The 15,026-nt window shown below is 68.1% G+C and carries 13 protein-coding genes and 1 pseudogene; 10 read left to right on the top strand and 4 right to left on the bottom strand.

Annotated features, from left to right (window positions below):
• Positions 1 to 63 precede the first annotated feature (63 nt).
• Both Q664_RS29320 and Q664_RS29325 read right to left on the bottom strand, forming a co-directional pair.
• Positions 64 to 2,124, bottom strand: coding sequence for a hypothetical protein (locus Q664_RS29320; RefSeq protein WP_043403155.1), 2,061 nt, complete (start codon positions 2,122 to 2,124; stop codon positions 64 to 66).
• A complete protein-coding gene (locus tag Q664_RS29325) occupies positions 2,124 to 4,532 on the bottom strand; it encodes a bifunctional metallophosphatase/5'-nucleotidase (RefSeq protein WP_043403158.1) in 2,409 nt (802 codons plus the stop codon). Before Q664_RS29325 ends, Q664_RS29320 begins: the two co-directional genes overlap by 1 nt.
• Before the next feature lie 121 nt (positions 4,533 to 4,653).
• Between Q664_RS29325 and Q664_RS29330 the strand changes: the two genes are divergently transcribed.
• The 4 genes and pseudogenes from Q664_RS29330 to Q664_RS63130 all read left to right on the top strand — a co-directional run.
• Positions 4,654 to 5,328, top strand: a complete 675-nt coding sequence (locus tag Q664_RS29330; RefSeq protein ID WP_043403161.1) for an NUDIX hydrolase — start codon at positions 4,654 to 4,656, stop codon at positions 5,326 to 5,328.
• Positions 5,329 to 5,418: 90 nt separating this feature from the next.
• A complete protein-coding gene (locus Q664_RS29335) occupies positions 5,419 to 6,888 on the top strand; it encodes an MFS transporter (RefSeq protein WP_043403163.1) in 1,470 nt (489 codons plus the stop codon).
• Positions 6,889 to 6,915: 27 nt separating this feature from the next.
• Positions 6,916 to 7,128 (top strand): hypothetical protein, encoded by a 213-nt coding sequence (locus Q664_RS63125; protein ID WP_043403166.1) that lies wholly within the window; start codon positions 6,916 to 6,918, stop codon positions 7,126 to 7,128.
• Positions 7,125 to 7,277, top strand: a pseudogene (locus tag Q664_RS63130) (cation:proton antiporter); the annotation flags it as partial. The gene Q664_RS63125 and the pseudogene Q664_RS63130, both read left to right, overlap by 4 nt.
• A gap of 121 nt (positions 7,278 to 7,398) precedes the next feature.
• Here the strand turns inward: Q664_RS63130 and Q664_RS29345 are convergent.
• Positions 7,399 to 7,857, bottom strand: a complete 459-nt coding sequence (locus Q664_RS29345; RefSeq protein WP_052518818.1) for a YidH family protein — start codon at positions 7,855 to 7,857, stop codon at positions 7,399 to 7,401.
• A 149-nt stretch (positions 7,858 to 8,006) separates the two neighbouring features.
• Between Q664_RS29345 and Q664_RS29350 the strand changes: the two genes are divergently transcribed.
• The 5 genes from Q664_RS29350 to Q664_RS29370 all read left to right on the top strand — a co-directional run bounded on the left by Q664_RS29350 (position 8,007) and on the right by Q664_RS29370 (position 14,281).
• Positions 8,007 to 9,569, top strand: coding sequence for a hypothetical protein (locus tag Q664_RS29350; RefSeq protein ID WP_043403169.1), 1,563 nt, complete (start codon positions 8,007 to 8,009; stop codon positions 9,567 to 9,569).
• Between the two features lie 49 nt (positions 9,570 to 9,618).
• A complete protein-coding gene (locus Q664_RS29355; RefSeq protein ID WP_043403172.1) occupies positions 9,619 to 10,362 on the top strand; it encodes a hypothetical protein in 744 nt (247 codons plus the stop codon).
• A 147-nt stretch (positions 10,363 to 10,509) separates the two neighbouring features.
• Entirely contained in the window at positions 10,510 to 11,634 is a 1,125-nt protein-coding gene (gene pdhA, locus Q664_RS29360) for a pyruvate dehydrogenase (acetyl-transferring) E1 component subunit alpha (RefSeq protein ID WP_200883783.1), read from the top strand.
• A gap of 48 nt (positions 11,635 to 11,682) precedes the next feature.
• Positions 11,683 to 12,669 (top strand): pyruvate dehydrogenase complex E1 component subunit beta, encoded by a 987-nt coding sequence (locus Q664_RS29365; protein ID WP_043403177.1) that lies wholly within the window; start codon positions 11,683 to 11,685, stop codon positions 12,667 to 12,669.
• A gap of 7 nt (positions 12,670 to 12,676) precedes the next feature.
• Positions 12,677 to 14,281 carry a pyruvate dehydrogenase complex dihydrolipoamide acetyltransferase gene (locus tag Q664_RS29370; RefSeq protein ID WP_043403180.1) on the top strand — a complete coding sequence of 535 codons (1,605 nt, stop codon included), beginning with the start codon at positions 12,677 to 12,679 and terminating at the stop codon, positions 14,279 to 14,281.
• 57 nt (positions 14,282 to 14,338) lie between these two features.
• Here the strand turns inward: Q664_RS29370 and Q664_RS29375 are convergent, their stop codons facing one another.
• Positions 14,339 to 14,551: a hypothetical protein gene (locus Q664_RS29375; RefSeq protein WP_043403183.1), complete on the bottom strand. Its 213-nt coding sequence runs from the start codon at positions 14,549 to 14,551 to the stop codon at positions 14,339 to 14,341.
• 159 nt (positions 14,552 to 14,710) lie between these two features.
• On the opposite strand from Q664_RS29375, the gene Q664_RS29380 reads away from it, so the two are divergent.
• Positions 14,711 to 15,025 (top strand): DUF2795 domain-containing protein, encoded by a 315-nt coding sequence (locus tag Q664_RS29380; protein ID WP_052518819.1) that lies wholly within the window; start codon positions 14,711 to 14,713, stop codon positions 15,023 to 15,025.
• Position 15,026: the final 1 nt, after the last annotated feature.

A 15,026-nucleotide genomic window follows, 5' to 3' on the forward strand; every position in this document is an offset into this window, starting at 1 on the left:
CCGCTCCTTCCCAGCACCCCGGGGAGCGGGGCGCTCACTACTTTCAAGACAAGGACAACGGCTTCACTGACAAGGCTTGATGGGCTTCGGGCACTCCAGGCCGGGGCCGGGATAGCAGCAGAAATCGTCCTGGTCACGCGGTAGCACCATCCAGCGCGGCCGGGCGGCCTGCACCTGGCGCAGGTGGCCCACGATGTCGAAGGAGGCCCCGTGCAGGTTGCGGCACTGCCTTTCCGCCTCCGTGGCTCCGGTGCCCTCGCTGCAGTCCACGTTCAGGTCCGGGACGGCATCCTTCGTCGTGAGGAGCACGCGCGTATGGGTGTTGCGCGCCACGGAGCAGCGCGGCTGCGAGGTGCCCACCGGCTGCGAGGCCAGGAAGGCCACCAGGCTCTTCCCGTTCTCCATGACGACGTCCTTGCGCGTCCTGGCCGGAAGCAGCTCGTCCGCCGTGGTGGCGGTGACGGTGCCGTCGCCGAGCTTCACGTGGGTGTCCACGTCGCACCAGATGCTCACCCCGACTCCGGGCTCGTAGCCCGAGGAGAGCCGCTTCGACGAGGTGTCGGACACGGTCACGTTCTGCTGGCGGTTGGCCAGCGTGTCATCCAGGCCGGCGTCGCGGGGACCGGGACCGGCGAGCTCCACCACGAACTGGCCGAAGCTCGAGAACTGGGACTTCTCGGAGCAGCGGAGGTTCTGGTACGCGCCGCCGCTGGTGGTGCAGTCGATGCTGCACTGGCGCTCCTCGGCGTCGGGATCCACCGCGGGAGGCGGGAAGGCGCAGCCGGCCCACGTCCACACGCTGTCCACCGTCGTCTCGCAGAACATGGGCACCTGCCCATCTCCGTTGAAGTCGCAGTTCTTGAAGACCTGGGGGAAGCGCACGCGGCGCAGCTTCACCAGGCCCGACTCCATGCTCTCCAGCTTCATGTTGCGCCGGTTCTGGCCGCACGTGGTGTCCGTGACGAAGGGCGCCAGCGTGTTGTCCAGGCCGCAGTGGCGCAGGCTGAGCTCCACCGGCGGGGCGAGCACCAGGTACTTGGTCCACTGCTCCGGCGGCAGCTCGCGCACGCGCTCACGCACCGTCCAGGAGGGGAAGGTGAGCTGCGTGGTGGAGGTGAACTCCTGGAGCGAGCCGGACAGCGTCCACAGCAGATCTCCCGGATCCAGACCCTCGGGGAAGCTGTAGTTGTAGACGAAGATGGAGTTGAAGGAGCCGGGCAGGAAGCCGCTCGGCTCGGGGACGCGCACCTGGGCGGCGGAGGTGACGTCCTCTCGCACGGGGCAGGAGGTGATGTCGGTGACGAAGAAGCCCGAGGGATCCGTCCCCGTCACCAGCAGCGTGACGGGCTTGGGTGCCTCCGGATCCGGCAGGCCATCGCCGTCGAGGTCACGGTCCGGGCAGTTCTGGTACTGCACGGCGCCGGACTCGGGGGCGCGGCCGACGGTGACGAACTGCCCCACGAAGGGCGAGGAGCGGTTGTCGTAGCCCTGGGGCGACTGGATGGCCTGGAGCGTGGGCTCCTGGAAGTACACGGTCTCCGAGGAGCCGGCGGCGTAGGAGCGGCCCGAGTCAGGCTCCTGGGGGAACTGCTTGGGGTCCTCCATGCCACCATCGGTGTAGAAGCGGATGCCGCCATCCGTGTAGCGCAGCTCCATGGGCTCATCCATGGCCCAGACGCGCACCTCGCCGTAGACGTTCTGGGCGCGCACCTTGCCGGTGCCGCGGCCGCGGTTGATCGTCGTCCAGGCGTAGGAGTAGTCCTCGGCGAGATCGCCCGGCACCACCTTGAAGGTCACCGGCCCGGTGAAGTCGAGCGCCTTGCCCGTCTTGTCCAGGGCGGTGATGTCCAGCAGCAGCTCCACCTGGCCATTGGGGATGACGAAGCGGCAGTCCTGGGTGCCACGCACCTTGGCCGGCACGTCCGCCGTCCTGATGACGTTGTGGGCCTTGAGGCAGGACGGCACGACGTCGAGATCCTGGAGCCCACCGCCGGAGCCCACCGCGGAGATGCTCTGCACCACCACGCGGAACGAGCCCAGTGCCTGGGTTCCGGTGGACGGCACCTCATAGCAACCGGACAGGGAGGCCGCGGTCGCGGCCAGGACGAGCCACTGCTTCTTCATCACTTCACCCTCCGGCCGATACGGTTGTCCTCGACGGCGTTGGCGATGGGCATCTCGGTCGGGTTCTTGCAGAAGGTTTCCAGTTGCCTGGTGACCGTGCCGCACTCCTGGGCACCGCCCAGGGCGTCACGGCAGTAGCAGCGTCCGGTGTACGGGCCCTGGGGCACGCTGCCCAGGCAGGTGGAGCGGATGATCTCCGGCGTGAGGCCTTCCACGCCACAGCGCTGGGCGGCATCGGCCCGGGGCGGGAGCACCTCTTCGCAGCTGCAGGTGCCCACCTTCTGGTTCTTCAGCGCCTCGGTCAGCGACGTCTTGTACGCCTTGGTCTGGGTGCAGAAGTTGATGAGCTGGTCGTCGATCTTCCACTCGCCGTTCACCAGCGTGCCGCAGTACTCGCCGGTCTTGGATGTCTTCGGCAGTGGCTTGTCGGGGTCGAGGATGTCGTCGCAGGTGCAGAAGCCCTGCATGTAGCCGATGAGCGAGTCGCGCAGGGAGATGCCCGTCTCCTGGCGGGTGGTGTTGCGCTTGAGGACGCTGAAGCCCGAGCCGCCCTTGGCGATGTAGTCGTTGACGGCCACGCGGTACATGCCGTTGGGGTTGAGGGGCTTGCCGTTGATGACCACGTCCGTGGCGGGGCGCGCATAGCAGCGCGAGCCGTCCTGGTCCTGGAGGCACTGCCAGGGAGCGTGGCCCTCACGGCCCTCCTGCGGGCAGTCCTGGGTGTTGTTCTCGGGCCTGCAGGGGATGCGCAGGTCATTGAGCTGCACCTGGGCGCAGTCCATGGTGAAGCGCGCGCCGGAGATCTGCGCCTGGCTGACGCAGCCGCGTTCGGCGGAGCGCTCGGCGACGAAGTCGAGCATCTCCTGGATCTCCACGCCCGAGAGGTACATGAGGTTGATGGTGTTCTCGAACGGGAAGACGTTGAACATGGACTCCTGGGAGACCACGCCCGCGTAGAGGTTGTCGCGGATGCCCAGCGAGTTGGTGAGCGCCATCTCCGCCTCGACGGCGCGGCGCTTGCGCATGGAGTCCGCGGCGATGTTGCCCAGCGGCGAGTCACCACCCGTGGAGGTGTTGCGGCGGGCCACGTCGCGCGGGGCGTAGGAGAAGATGGACGTGAGCTGCATGTTGAAGTCCATGCCCAGCAGGAAGGGCTGCAGCAGATCCGTGGTCTCCCGGTCCTCCATGTCCCGGCACCGGGCGATGGCCTGGCGCACGCCCGGGGCGTTGATGAACTGGCCGGCGTTCCAGAAGTTGTCCTTGTAGTAGGCGCGCATGGCGTCGTCGCACCACAGGCCGTCCAGCGGGAAGACGCGGTAGTCGTTGCTGACGATCTCCGCGCCGTCGATGGTGCGCTCCTCGGCCTTGGGCACCTTCACCACCAGGTCCGCCCGGCCCACGTACTTGGCGAAGGCGCCCGAGTGGACCAGCAACACCTTGCGGCCGCTCGGATCGCTGAGCTGCTGCGGCGGGTTGAGCACCACGTGCAGGTGGCCGCCGAGGATGGCGTCCAGGCCGGACACGCCCGGGATGAACACCCGCACCACCGCCTTGGGGTTGCCCTCCTGGCTGGGGTCCGCGTACTCCATCAGCTTCCAGGGCTCGTGCGCGCGCTCCAGGTACGGCCTGGCGCGCTCATACTCGTAAAAGGCCTCGTAGCCGCGGATGAGATCCTGGTCCTCGTGCATGCCCAGGTGGCTGACCGCCACGACGAGATCCACCACCGGGCGCAGCATCTCCACGTAGGCGCGCGCCGCCTCGTTCTGCTCCAGCGGGGTGGCCTGCAGCGAGTTGCCGCCCTCCACCAGCGAGTTGAGCGAGGAGATGTTGGCCATGCCGATGATGCCCACCTTCAGGCCCTTCACGTTGCGGATGACGTAGGGGACGGTGTTGAGCAGGGCCTGCGCGTTGCCGGGATCGCTGGGGCTGTCCCAGTAATAGTTGGCCGCCATCAGCGGGAAGGTGGCGAAGTCGCGCGTCTTCTCCACGAAGTTGAGCAGGCCGGCGTCGAACTCGTGGTTGCCGATCACCGCCGCGTCCAGACCCATCCTGGACAGGAAGCTCATCTCCGCCTGACCGTTGTTGAGGTTGAAGATGGGGGCGCCCTGGAAGCAGTCACCCGAGTCCAGGTGCAGCAGGCGGCTGGAGCGGGTGCGCTCGCGCTTGAGGATGGCCCCCATGCGCGTGGCCCCGCCGAAGGGGCCCGCCTCGGGGACGATGCCCAGGTCCGTGTCCGTCTTCAGCGGCGCGAAGTCGTACGGAATGAGGCGTGAGTGGATGTCCGAGGTGTGCAGGAGGGTGAGCCGCACCTCCTGGCCACTGAGATCGAGGTCCTGCTCGCCCGACATCAGGGGCATGCACGAGGTGCACAGCAGGACGCAGAAGAGTCCGGACAGGAGGCTTCGCATTCGGTGGCGGATCCGGGGGGCTTGAAGAATTTGACCGCTAGACGACGTCGCAAGGTACGAGACAAATGGGAGGTGGGCAAGCAACGCCCCAGCGTCAGGGTCTTCCGCTATGGGAGCAGGCATGCGTTCGAGCAGCCAGGCTGTTGTGACGGATATCGAGGTAATCGAGGATTTCTCGTCGACCGCGAAGTGTGACGAGGGGTTTCTGCGGGTGAGGAGGCTGCGCTGCCAGAACCGGCGCGCGGACGGGACGGCCTCCAAGGTGTACCGGGTGGACGTGGTGGATCGGCCGCGGCTGGATGCGGTGGCGGTGCTGGTGTACCGACGCGGTGCGTCGGGGCTGGAGGTGCTGACGCGGATGAACCTGCGGCCGGCGGCGTACTTCCGGCGGGGCAAGGAGATGACGGTGCCGGATGGGGCCTCGTACCTGCGGGTGGAGGAGATCGTCGCGGGGCTGCTGGAGCCGGAGGACAAGGGCGAGCAGGGCCTGCGGCACCGGGCGGCGGAGGAGGTGCTCGAGGAGGCGGGCTTCGAGGTGAAGCCGGAGGAGATTCAATTGTTGGGGGCGGGCTTCTTCGTGGCGCCGGGGATTCTGTCGGAGAAGATCTTCCCCACGGCGGTGGACGTGACGGACAAGCCGCAGGGGACACCGAAGGGGGATGGTTCACCCCTGGAGGAGGGCACGCACCTGCAGTGGAGGCCCATCCGCGAGCTGCTGGCGATGTGCCGGCGGGGGGAGGTGCCGGACGCGAAGACGGAGATGTCCATCCTGAGGTTGCTGGCCGAGCAGGCGTGACGCCGGGGGGAACCCGGGGGTGAAGGTGGCCGGAGCGCGTGGGACGGGGTAGGGTGCCCCCGTCTCGTCTCTCCCCAACGAGGTCATCTGATGTCGTCGTTGCCCCCCTGGCTGCAGCAGCTCCTGCCGATCCTCATCCTGCTGGCGGCGATCTCCCTGGTGATCGCCCGCCTGCCCAAGGTGGAACTCGGGCACACCGAGGCCTTCAAGCGCCGGCGGTTCTTCAACTGGTTCCCGCTGGGCATGACGTACGCGTTCCTCTACATGGGGCGCTACAACCTCAACGAGGCCACCAGCGCGCTGAAGGGGCACACCAGCAACGCGGACTTCGGCACCATCTTCTTCTGGGGCACGCTGACGTACGGCTTCGCCTTCCTGCTCAACGGCCCGCTGACGGACAAGCTGGGCGGCCGCAAGACGATCCTCATCTCCGCGGCTGGCTCGGCGGTGTGCAACGTGCTGATGGGGGCGGTGGTGTACGCGGTGCTCCAGAACGGGTGGCAGCCGCCGGGCGGTCTGGTGGCCACGCTGTCCTTCCTCTACGCGCTGAACATGTACTTCCAGAGCTTCGGCGCGGTCTCCATCGTCAAGGTGAACGCCTCCTGGTTCCACGTGAAGGAGCGCGGTCAGCTGGGCGGGGTGTTCGGCATCCTCATCTCGCTGGGCGTGTACTTCGCCTATGACTGGAGCCGGTTCATCGCGAAGGCTGCGCCCACCTGGTGGGTCTTCTTCGTGCCGGCGGTCATCCTCGCGGTCTTCTTGGTGGTGGACTTCTTCGTCATCCGCGACACGCCCAGCCACACGGGCCACCCGGACTTCGACACCGCGGATGCCTCCTCCGGGGACACGGGGCCCCAGCTCGCGCCCAGGGAGGTGTTCATGAAGATGATCCGCAACCCGATCATCCTCACCATCCTGGGCGTCGAGTTCTGCAGCGGCTTCATGCGCAACGCCATCATGCAGTGGTACCCCAAGTTCGCGAAGGCGACGGGCATCGCCGACACGTTCGTGGCGTCCAACTGGGGCATGCTGCTGTGCGTGGCGGGCATCACCGGCGGCATGTTCGCCGGCCTCATCTCGGACCGGGTGTTCGACTCGCGGCGCGGGCCCGTCTCGGCGGTGCTCTACGCGGGCATGTGCCTGGGGGCCGTGGTCTCGCTCTTCGTGCTCCAGACGCCCGCGTTGGGCTGGACGGTCATCTTCATGTCGCTGTGCGTGATTGGTGTGCACGGCATGCTCTCGGGCACCGCCAGCATGGACTTCGGTGGCAAGAAGAACGCGGGCCTGGCGGTGGGCATCATCGATGGTGCCGTGTACGCGGGCACCGCCCTCCAGTCGCTGCTGCTCGGGAGGATCCTCCCCTCGGGGGATGCGGCGAAGGACATGGCCAACTGGAGCAACTGGCCCATCGCCCTGCTGCCGCTGTCCTTCCTCGGCCTGCTGCTGGCCACCCGGGTGTGGAACGCCCGGCCCCAGCCCAAGGGCGTTCCGGTCGCCCCCGCCGTGGCGGTGGCCCCCTCGAATCAGCAGGGCGCTGGCCGGACCGGCACCGAGGGCTGAGGAGGACCTCCAGACGGAGGCGGACCGATGCACGTCATCGCCCACAACGCGCTCAGTCTGCTGATCATCCAGTTGGTGGTGATCATCGGCCTGTCCCGGTTGATCGGCGGCGGGGCGCGGTGGCTGGGGCAGCCACAGGTCATCGCCGAGGTGCTCGCGGGCATCCTGCTGGGCCCCTCGCTGCTTCCGAGCCGTCGGTGCCCTTCTCCTCGTTCGCGCTCTTCATGGGCTCGGCGATGAGCGTCACCGCCTTCGCGGTGCTGGCGCGAATCCTCTCCGAGCCTGGGTTGCCGCGCTCGAAGCTGGGGATGCTCGCGCTCACCTGCGCGGCGGTGGACGACGTGACGGCGTGGTGTCTGCTGGCCTTCGTCGTCTCGCTCGTGCGCGCCTCGGACCTGCTGCACGCGGGGTACACCCCGCTCTTCGCGCTGCTCTACATCGGCTTCACAGCCCGGGCCGCGAGGCGTCAATGCGGGGAGGTAGGCCGCAATCCGACATCCAGGAGCGTCTTCAGTGCAGGAGGGCGCCGCCCAGCAGCAGCGCCAGCACGCCCCCGAGCAGCGCCGCGAAGACGGCGAGCGCGGCGGGGCCGAAGGGAGACGGGTCGATGGGCTCCCCACGCGAGAGCGCGCGGTGGTTGCGCAGGAAGCGGCGGACGGCCACGAGGTTGGCCACCACGCCGAAGGCGACCATCAGGATGCCGGCCGCCATCGAGGCGGACGCATGTCCCTCTTCTGGCAACGCTCCTGGCGCGGTGACCCCGAGCGCCCGCAGGAAGGCGCCGAAGCGGGCCACGACGAAGCCGAACCCCATCATCGCGAGGCCGGTGCGCACCCAGGCCAGCAAGGTGCGTTCAGCGGCCCAGTCGTAGCGCGCATCCCTCGCCGGGCGGGGCGGGGCCACGGGGTGGGGCTGGATCACCACCTCGGGGGAGGGCTCGGAGGGGAGGGGTTCCGCGGAACGGCTCACCCGCCCATTTCAGCCCCTGGGGGCGGGAGATGCAAGGCGGGGTCCATGGACCTTCAATCAATTCCTCGGGAACCGCGATGATTGTCGGGAAGACGTCTGTGACCTGGGGGCCACTGTCGTGTGACAGGTCTGTCACCTAGACTGCGGGTGTGTCCCAGGCCCCCGCTCCGCTGTTGCAGAACCGGCTCGACGTCCACGACCGGAAGCAGTTCGAGATCAAGCTCGAGTACCAGCCCTCCGGGGCGGACGACGAGACGCGCTATCTCGTGGAGACGTACGTCTTCCTCCCGGCGAGCTTGAACATCGACGCGGAGACGTACCCGCGGGCCGCCTTCTACGCGGACATCCACAACTACATCCGCTTCAAGACGCCGGTGATGTCGCTCGAGGAGCTGTTGGCCTCGGACGTGGCGCCGCTGGCGAGGCTGGAGGCGGGCCTGCTCACGGGGCTCGTGAGCGAAGCGGAGCTCGTCTATCAGGCCAAGCTGCTGTCCTGCATCTTCCGTGGAGCCCTGCGGCGCTTCGCCAACGGCGTGGACGAGCAGTGCGAGGGCATGGCGCGCGTCCCGTCGGAAGGGGCGTGCGCGCGGCTGGAGAGCGATGCGCGGGCGGTGACGGAGGGGGCCCGGCGGGTACTGGAGCGCTTCCGCGTGTGGGCGCGCTCGGCCAATCGCTACCGGCTGCGGGAGAAGACGCGCGCCTCCATCCGCCTGGTGGACGAGTACATGAGCCTCACCGTGGAGCAGTTCTTCCGCAAGGCCGTGGCGGACATGGACGCGCTGCCGCGCTCGGGCGTGTACATCGAGCTGCGCAAGGACTTGATGGAGGAGGTGCTGCGCGAGGAGCAGTACCGCAAGGATCACCAGCTGCGCTCGGTGATCAGCCCCACCGGTGACAACGAGGAGTACATGCACCGGTTCGGGTTCCTGAAGAAGTTCTGCATGAACATCCTCTTCCTGTCGGCGCGGCGGGCGCAGAGGCGCCAGGGCTGGGAGGAGGTGCTGTTCGCGTTGGCGGCGGGCGTGGCGATGACGTTCGCCACGGCGGTGGCCTTCTGGGCGCAGGTCCGCTACACGCAGGCGAGCCTCAACTTCTTCCTCATCATGGTGGTGGGCTACATGATGAAGGACCGCATCAAGGAGGGCATGCGCCGCATCTTCAGCCAGGTGGCGGCGCGGCACCTCTTCGACCGGACGGCGCACATCGTGGATCCGGTGACGGAGCGGAGCCTGGGCACCTGCGAGGAGAAGGTGGACTATGGCCGCGCGGTGCGGGTGCCCGCGGAGGTGATGGCGTTGCGCTTCCGGGACGACTTCATCACCGCGACCCAGGGCGAGCTGTCCGAGACGGTGCTGCGCTACCAGAAGCAGGTGGTGCTGGACGTGGATCTGCTGCCGCGCACCGAGCGGGGCGTGAGTGGAATCACGGACATCGTCCGGCTCAACGTGGAGCGCTTCCTGCGCGACATGGACGAGCCCGAGTACGCGCTGGAGTACGTGGACCTGGAGGACTTCTCGGTGGGGCGGGTGAGGGGGGCCAAGAGCTACCAGGTGGACCTGGCCTTCCGGTTCTTTGTCCAGGAGGCGGGGCAGGAGCGGGTGTCGCTGCAGCTGGTGCGGCTGGTGATGGACCGCAATGGCATCAAGCGGATGCTGCGGCTCTACCCGGAGCAGCCCCCCCGGCCCGAGCAGCCCATGCGCTCGGCCGCCTGAGTGGTGGAATTCCGCGCCGCCCGGGCACCGGGTGCCCTATACAAGGGCCATGTCTTTCGATCTCAAGACCCGCGTCCGGGAGGGCTGGCAGGACACGCTGCGCGGCATCCTGGAGCAGGCGCGCTCGCTCGGCTCCCAGGCGGTGCTGGCCTTCGACCTGGACTCCACCCTCTTCGACAACCTCCCCCGGCAGGCGCGCATCCTCCGGGAGTTCGGCAAGGCCCGGGAGGTGGAGAAGCTGGGGGTCTGCGAGCCGCGCCATTGGGAGAGCGGTTTCGACATGCGGGGCGCCATGCGCAACTGTGGCTTGTCCCCGGAGGAGGTGGAGAACCACTTCCACGCCGCCCGGGACTTCTGGCTGGAGCGCTTCTTCACCAGTGAGTACTGCGTGGATGACGTGGCCATCCAGGGCGCGGCGGCCTTCACCCACGCGGTGGCGGCCTCCGGGGCGCACCTGGCCTACGTCACCGGCCGCCACGAGGGCATGCGGGCGGGCACCGTGGACTGCCTCCGCCGCAACGGCCTGGCCGTGCCCGGCGAGGGGCGGATCCACCTGCTGATGAAGCCGGCCATGCAGGACAACGATGACGAGTTCAAGCGCACCGCCCATGCCCGCCTCGGCGAGCTGGGGACGGTGATCGCCGCCTTCGACAACGAGCCCACCCACGCCAACGACTACCTGCTCCGCTTCCCGGGGGCCAAGGTCGTCCACCTGGCGACCGACCACTCGGGCCGGCCGGTGACGCTCCTCGACGAAATCGTGTCGGTGCCGCACTTCTCACACGACTCGTGACGCAATGCGCCTAAAGGTGGACCGCCAGACGGCCCGCCTGTTTGGTGCACAAAAGCGCTTTGGCAGTCCCATGTCCGCGCGTTATGAGGCGCACGGCGTCTGCCGTCCCCTTTTTCCGGGACGGCCTCAATGTTCGGAGGCTTGGCGGTGGCCAGCAAGTACTCGAAGGACCTGCTGTTGACGATGTACCGGAAGATGTACCTGATGCGCCGGTTCGAGGAACGGGCGGGCCAGCAGTATGGCCTCGGGAAGATCGCCGGTTTCTGTCACCTGTACATCGGCCAGGAAGCCGTGGCGGCCGGCGTCGAGGAGGCCATCCGTCCGGATGACTACATGCTGTCGGGTTACCGCGACCACGCCCAGCCGCTGGCGCGTGGCTCGGACGCCGGCATGGTCATGGCGGAGCTCTTCGGCCGCACCGGCGGCTACAGCAAGGGCAAGGGTGGCTCGATGCACATCTTCGACATCGAGCACCACTTCTACGGCGGCTACGGCATCGTCGGCGCGCAGATTGGCCTGGCGGCGGGCATGGCCTTCGCCAGCCGCTACCGCAACGAGGACCGCATCACCGTGTGCTACTTCGGTGACGCCGCGGCCAACCAGGGCATCTTCCACGAGACGCTGAACATGGCGGCCAAGTGGAAGCTGCCGGTGCTCTACATCTGCGAGAACAACCGCTACGGCATGGGCACGGCCATCGCGCGCGTCGCGGCGGTGCCGGAGATCCACAAGCGTGGCGAGGCCTTCGGCATCCGTCACGAGGCCGTGGACGGCATGGACGTGCTGAAGATGTACGAGGCGGTGAAGGACGCGGCCGCGTACATCCGCGCCGGCAATGGCCCGGTGCTGATGGAGGCCAACACCTACCGCTTCCGTGGCCACTCCATGGCCGACCCCGCCACCTACCGCACCAAGCAGGAGGTGGAGGACGAGCGCAAGAACGACCCCATCCCCCGCCTCAAGGAGTACGCCCTCAAGCACAAGCTGGCGAAGGAGGAGGAGTTCGGCGCCATCGAGGAAGAGGTGAAGCTGCAGGTGGACGCGGCGGTGAAGTTCGCCGACGAGTCGCCCGAGCCGGACCTGTCCGAGCTGTGGAAGGACACCATCGTGGAGGAGGGCGAGGAGGACGTGCGCCCCCGCGAGCGTGTGCTGGGCCAGAAGGTGACGAAGTGGCCGAAGTACCCGTCGGGCCAGGAGCTGAAGGTGACGTGGGACCTCGAGCCCCGCGAGCAGGCCGAAAAGGCGGACAAGGCGGCTGGCCTCAAGCGTTAGTCCTCTTCCACTGACTACCCATTACGGATTTCGCATTCGGAGCCAACAATGGCCGAGTTGATGTACCGCGAGGCGCTGAACCAGGCGCTCGCCGAGGAGATGGAGCGCGACGCCAACGTGTTCCTCATTGGTGAGGAAGTGGGTCGCTACCAGGGCGCCTTCAAGGTGTCGCAGGGACTGCTGGACAAGTTCGGGAGCGCGCGCATCATCGACGCGCCCATCTCCGAGCTGGGCTTCACCGGCCTGGGTGTGGGCGCCGCCATGGTGGGCCTGCGTCCGGTGGTGGAGATGATGACGTGGAACTTCGCCATCCTGGCGATGGATCAGATCGTCAACAACGCGGCGAAGCTGCGGCACATGTCCGGTGGCCAGTTGCGCTGCCCCATCGTGTTCCGCGGCCCGGGTGGCGCGGGCGGCCGGCTCTCCAGCCAGCACAGCCAGGCGCTCGAGGCCAACTACGCCCACTTCCCGGGCCTCAAGGTGATTGCCCCGGCCACGCCGGCGGACGCCAAGGGACTGCTCAAGTCGGCCATCCGCGACGAGAACCCCGTCATCATGATCGAGGGTGAGCGCCTCTACGCCCTCAAGGGCGAGGTGCCCGAGGGCGAGCACATCGTCCCCATCGGCAAGGCGGACGTGAAGCGCGAGGGCAAGGACGTCAGCATCATCACCTGGTCTCGCATGTACTACTTCGTCGAGGAGGCCGCGAAGCAGCTGGAGGCCGAGGGCATCTCCGTGGAGATCCTCGACCTGCGCACGCTGCGGCCCCTGGACGAGGAGGCCATCCTCGCCACGGTGCGCAAGACGAACCGCGCCGTCGTCGTGGAAGAGGGCTGGCCCCTGGCCGGCATCGGTGCGCAGGTGGTGGACATCATCCAGTCCAAGGCCTTCGACGACCTGGACGCTCCCGTCGTGCGCGTGACCGGCCTCGACGTGAACATGTCCTACGCGACGAACCTGGAGAACGCGATCCAGCCGGACGCGCCCAGGATCATCGCCGCAGTGAAGAAGGTCCTCTACCGCGAGGGAGCCTGAGAACCGTATGGCCACGCCCATCCAGATGCCCTCCCTTTCTCCGACGATGAAGGAGGGCAAGATCGTCAAGTGGCTCAAGAAGGAGGGCGACAAGGTCTCCTCCGGCGAGGCGATCGCCGAGTGCGAGACCGACAAGTCGAACCTCGAGATTGAGGCCTATGACGACGGGTATCTCCTGAAGATCGTCGTCCCCGAGGGGGAGATGGCCACCGTGGGTGCGCCCATCGCCTTCCTCGGTGCCAAGGGCGAGAAGGTGGACGCCGGTGGAGCCGCCAAGGCCGCCGCGCCCGCCGCTGCTCCCAAGGCCGAGGCTCCCAAGCCGGCCGCCGCTCCCGCTCCGGCGCCTGCCCAGGCTCCGGCCCCCGCCGCCGCTTCCGGTGGAGGCGAGGGCATCCCCGTGGTGATGCCCTCCCTCTCTCCGACGATGACGGAGGGCAAGCTCATCAAGTGGCTGAAGAAGGAGGGGGACAAGGTCTCCTCCGGACAGGCCATCGCCGAGGTGGAGACGGACAAGTCCAACCTCGAGGTGGAGGCCTACGACGACGGCGTGCTGGCCCGCATCGTGGTGCAGGAGGGCCAGATGGCCAAGGTGGGCTCGCCCATCGCGTTCCTGGCCGGGAAGGGTGGCGCCAAGGCCGCCGCTCCCGCTGCCCAGGCTCCGGCGCCCGCTGCTGCTCCGAAGGCCGCGGCTCCGGCGCCCGCCCAGGCTCCGGCTCCGGCGCCCAAGACCGCTCCGGTTCCCACGCCGGGAGGCCGTGTGCGTGCCAGCCCGCTGGCGAAGCGCATGGCTCGCGATCGCGGTCTGGACCTCTCCCAGGTCCAGGGCTCCGGTCCGCTCGGCCGCATCGTGAAGAGCGACATCGAGAAGGCGCTCACCCAGGCTCCCGCCGCCGCCAAGGCTCCCGCCGCGGCTGCTGCTGCCCCGGGCGTGCGTCCCGAGCCGAAGGCGGTGCCCGTCACCACCATGCGCAAGGTCATCGCCCAGCGCATGGCCGAGGTGAAGCCGGGCGTGCCGCACTTCTACCTCTCGGTGGACGTGGAGATGGACGCCGCGCTGAAGATCCGCGAGGAGGCCAAGGCACTCGAGTCCAAGGTCTCCGTCAACGACATCATCGTGAAGGCGTCGGCGATGGCGCTGCGCCGCTACCCGAAGATGAACGTGTCGCTGCAGGGTGACACCATCCTGCACTTCGAGACGGTGGACGTCGGCATCGCGGTGGCCATCGAGGACGGCCTCATCACCCCCATCATCCGCGACGCGGACAAGAAGGGGCTGTCGGCCATCTCCGCCGAGGCGCGTGACCTGGCCGAGCGGGCCCGCAAGCGCGGCCTCAAGCCGCACGAGTACACGGGCGGCTCGCTGACGGTGTCCAACCTGGGCATGTACGGCATCGACTCGTTCATCGCCGTCATCAACCCGCCCCAGGCGGCCATCCTCGCGGTGGGCTCCGTCTCGGACAAGGTGGTGGTGCGCGACGGGCAGATGGTGGTTCGCAAGCTGATGACGGTGACGCTCTCGGGCGACCACCGCGTCATCGACGGGGCCATCGGCGCCGAGTACCTGCGGGAGCTCAAGGCGCTGCTCGAGCACCCCATGCGGTTGCTGTTCTAGTCGCTCCTCCCCCGGCGGGCCGCCCACACGCGCGGCCCGCCCGGGGTTTCCGGCCCGTTACTCGCGGGCCGGCTCCTCCTCCTCGTGCATCTCGTGCTCCAGCTTGCGCTGGGCCTCGGTGACGCCGGCCTGATCGGCGCGCTGGGTGCCCGTGGGCAGCTCGTTCTCGTGATCCTCGGAGCGGCCCTTGATACCGGGCCACGGCTCCGGGTGGGTGGCCTGCACGTGCTCGATGTGCTCGGCGTAGGGGGGGTCCTTTTTCTTCGCCATCTCGTGCCTCCTCACGGGTGGGAGTCCTGCCATACGGTGGGGGTTGAGGTGGGAGACGGCCACGGTGGGGCCGATTCCGAATGCGCCGCTCCTCCGCTTGCTGGGGAAGCCTTCGAAAAGTGCGCGCAACTCTTTCGTGAGCTGCTTAACTTCTCGCAAATGAATGACGACGACATGCGGCGCACCCGGCTGGAGGAAGGCATGAAGGAGCTGGAGACGCGCATGGGAACTCCCTCGCCGCTGGCTCAGCCTCTTCACCAGGCCCTGCTCGGGGCCGTGTTCCCCCTGTCCGTGGAGCAACTCGTGCTGCTGGCTCGGGAGAACGAGGCCCCTTCGCTCGTCGTCTCCCTGCTGGGCAACCTGCCGGCGCGGCGCTTCGAGTCCCTGGATGCCATCCAGCAGGCGCTGGAGTCCCAGGCGGGCGCGGGTGAGGAGGCCACCGAGGCTCCGCTCGCTCCCATGCCCTCGCGCTGAA

It is taken from the genome of Archangium violaceum Cb vi76, from assembly GCF_000733295.1.
In the GTDB taxonomy this organism is placed as follows: Bacteria; Myxococcota; Myxococcia; order Myxococcales; family Myxococcaceae; genus Archangium; species Archangium violaceum.

Coding starts and splice junctions, on each gene's coding strand:
- Q664_RS29335 (WP_043403163.1), top strand. CDS start 5,419: ATGTCGTCGTTGCCCCCCTGGCTGCAGCAGCTCCTGCCGATCCTCATC.
- Q664_RS29365 (WP_043403177.1), top strand. CDS start 11,683: ATGGCCGAGTTGATGTACCGCGAGGCGCTGAACCAGGCGCTCGCCGAG.
- Q664_RS29375 (WP_043403183.1), bottom strand. CDS start 14,551: ATGGCGAAGAAAAAGGACCCCCCCTACGCCGAGCACATCGAGCACGTG.
- Q664_RS29370 (WP_043403180.1), top strand. CDS start 12,677: ATGGCCACGCCCATCCAGATGCCCTCCCTTTCTCCGACGATGAAGGAG.
- Q664_RS29380 (WP_052518819.1), top strand. CDS start 14,711: ATGAATGACGACGACATGCGGCGCACCCGGCTGGAGGAAGGCATGAAG.
- Q664_RS29325 (WP_043403158.1), bottom strand. CDS start 4,532: ATGCGAAGCCTCCTGTCCGGACTCTTCTGCGTCCTGCTGTGCACCTCG.
- Q664_RS29330 (WP_043403161.1), top strand. CDS start 4,654: ATGCGTTCGAGCAGCCAGGCTGTTGTGACGGATATCGAGGTAATCGAG.
- Q664_RS29355 (WP_043403172.1), top strand. CDS start 9,619: ATGTCTTTCGATCTCAAGACCCGCGTCCGGGAGGGCTGGCAGGACACG.
- Q664_RS29320 (WP_043403155.1), bottom strand. CDS start 2,124: ATGAAGAAGCAGTGGCTCGTCCTGGCCGCGACCGCGGCCTCCCTGTCC.
- Q664_RS63125 (WP_043403166.1), top strand. CDS start 6,916: ATGCACGTCATCGCCCACAACGCGCTCAGTCTGCTGATCATCCAGTTG.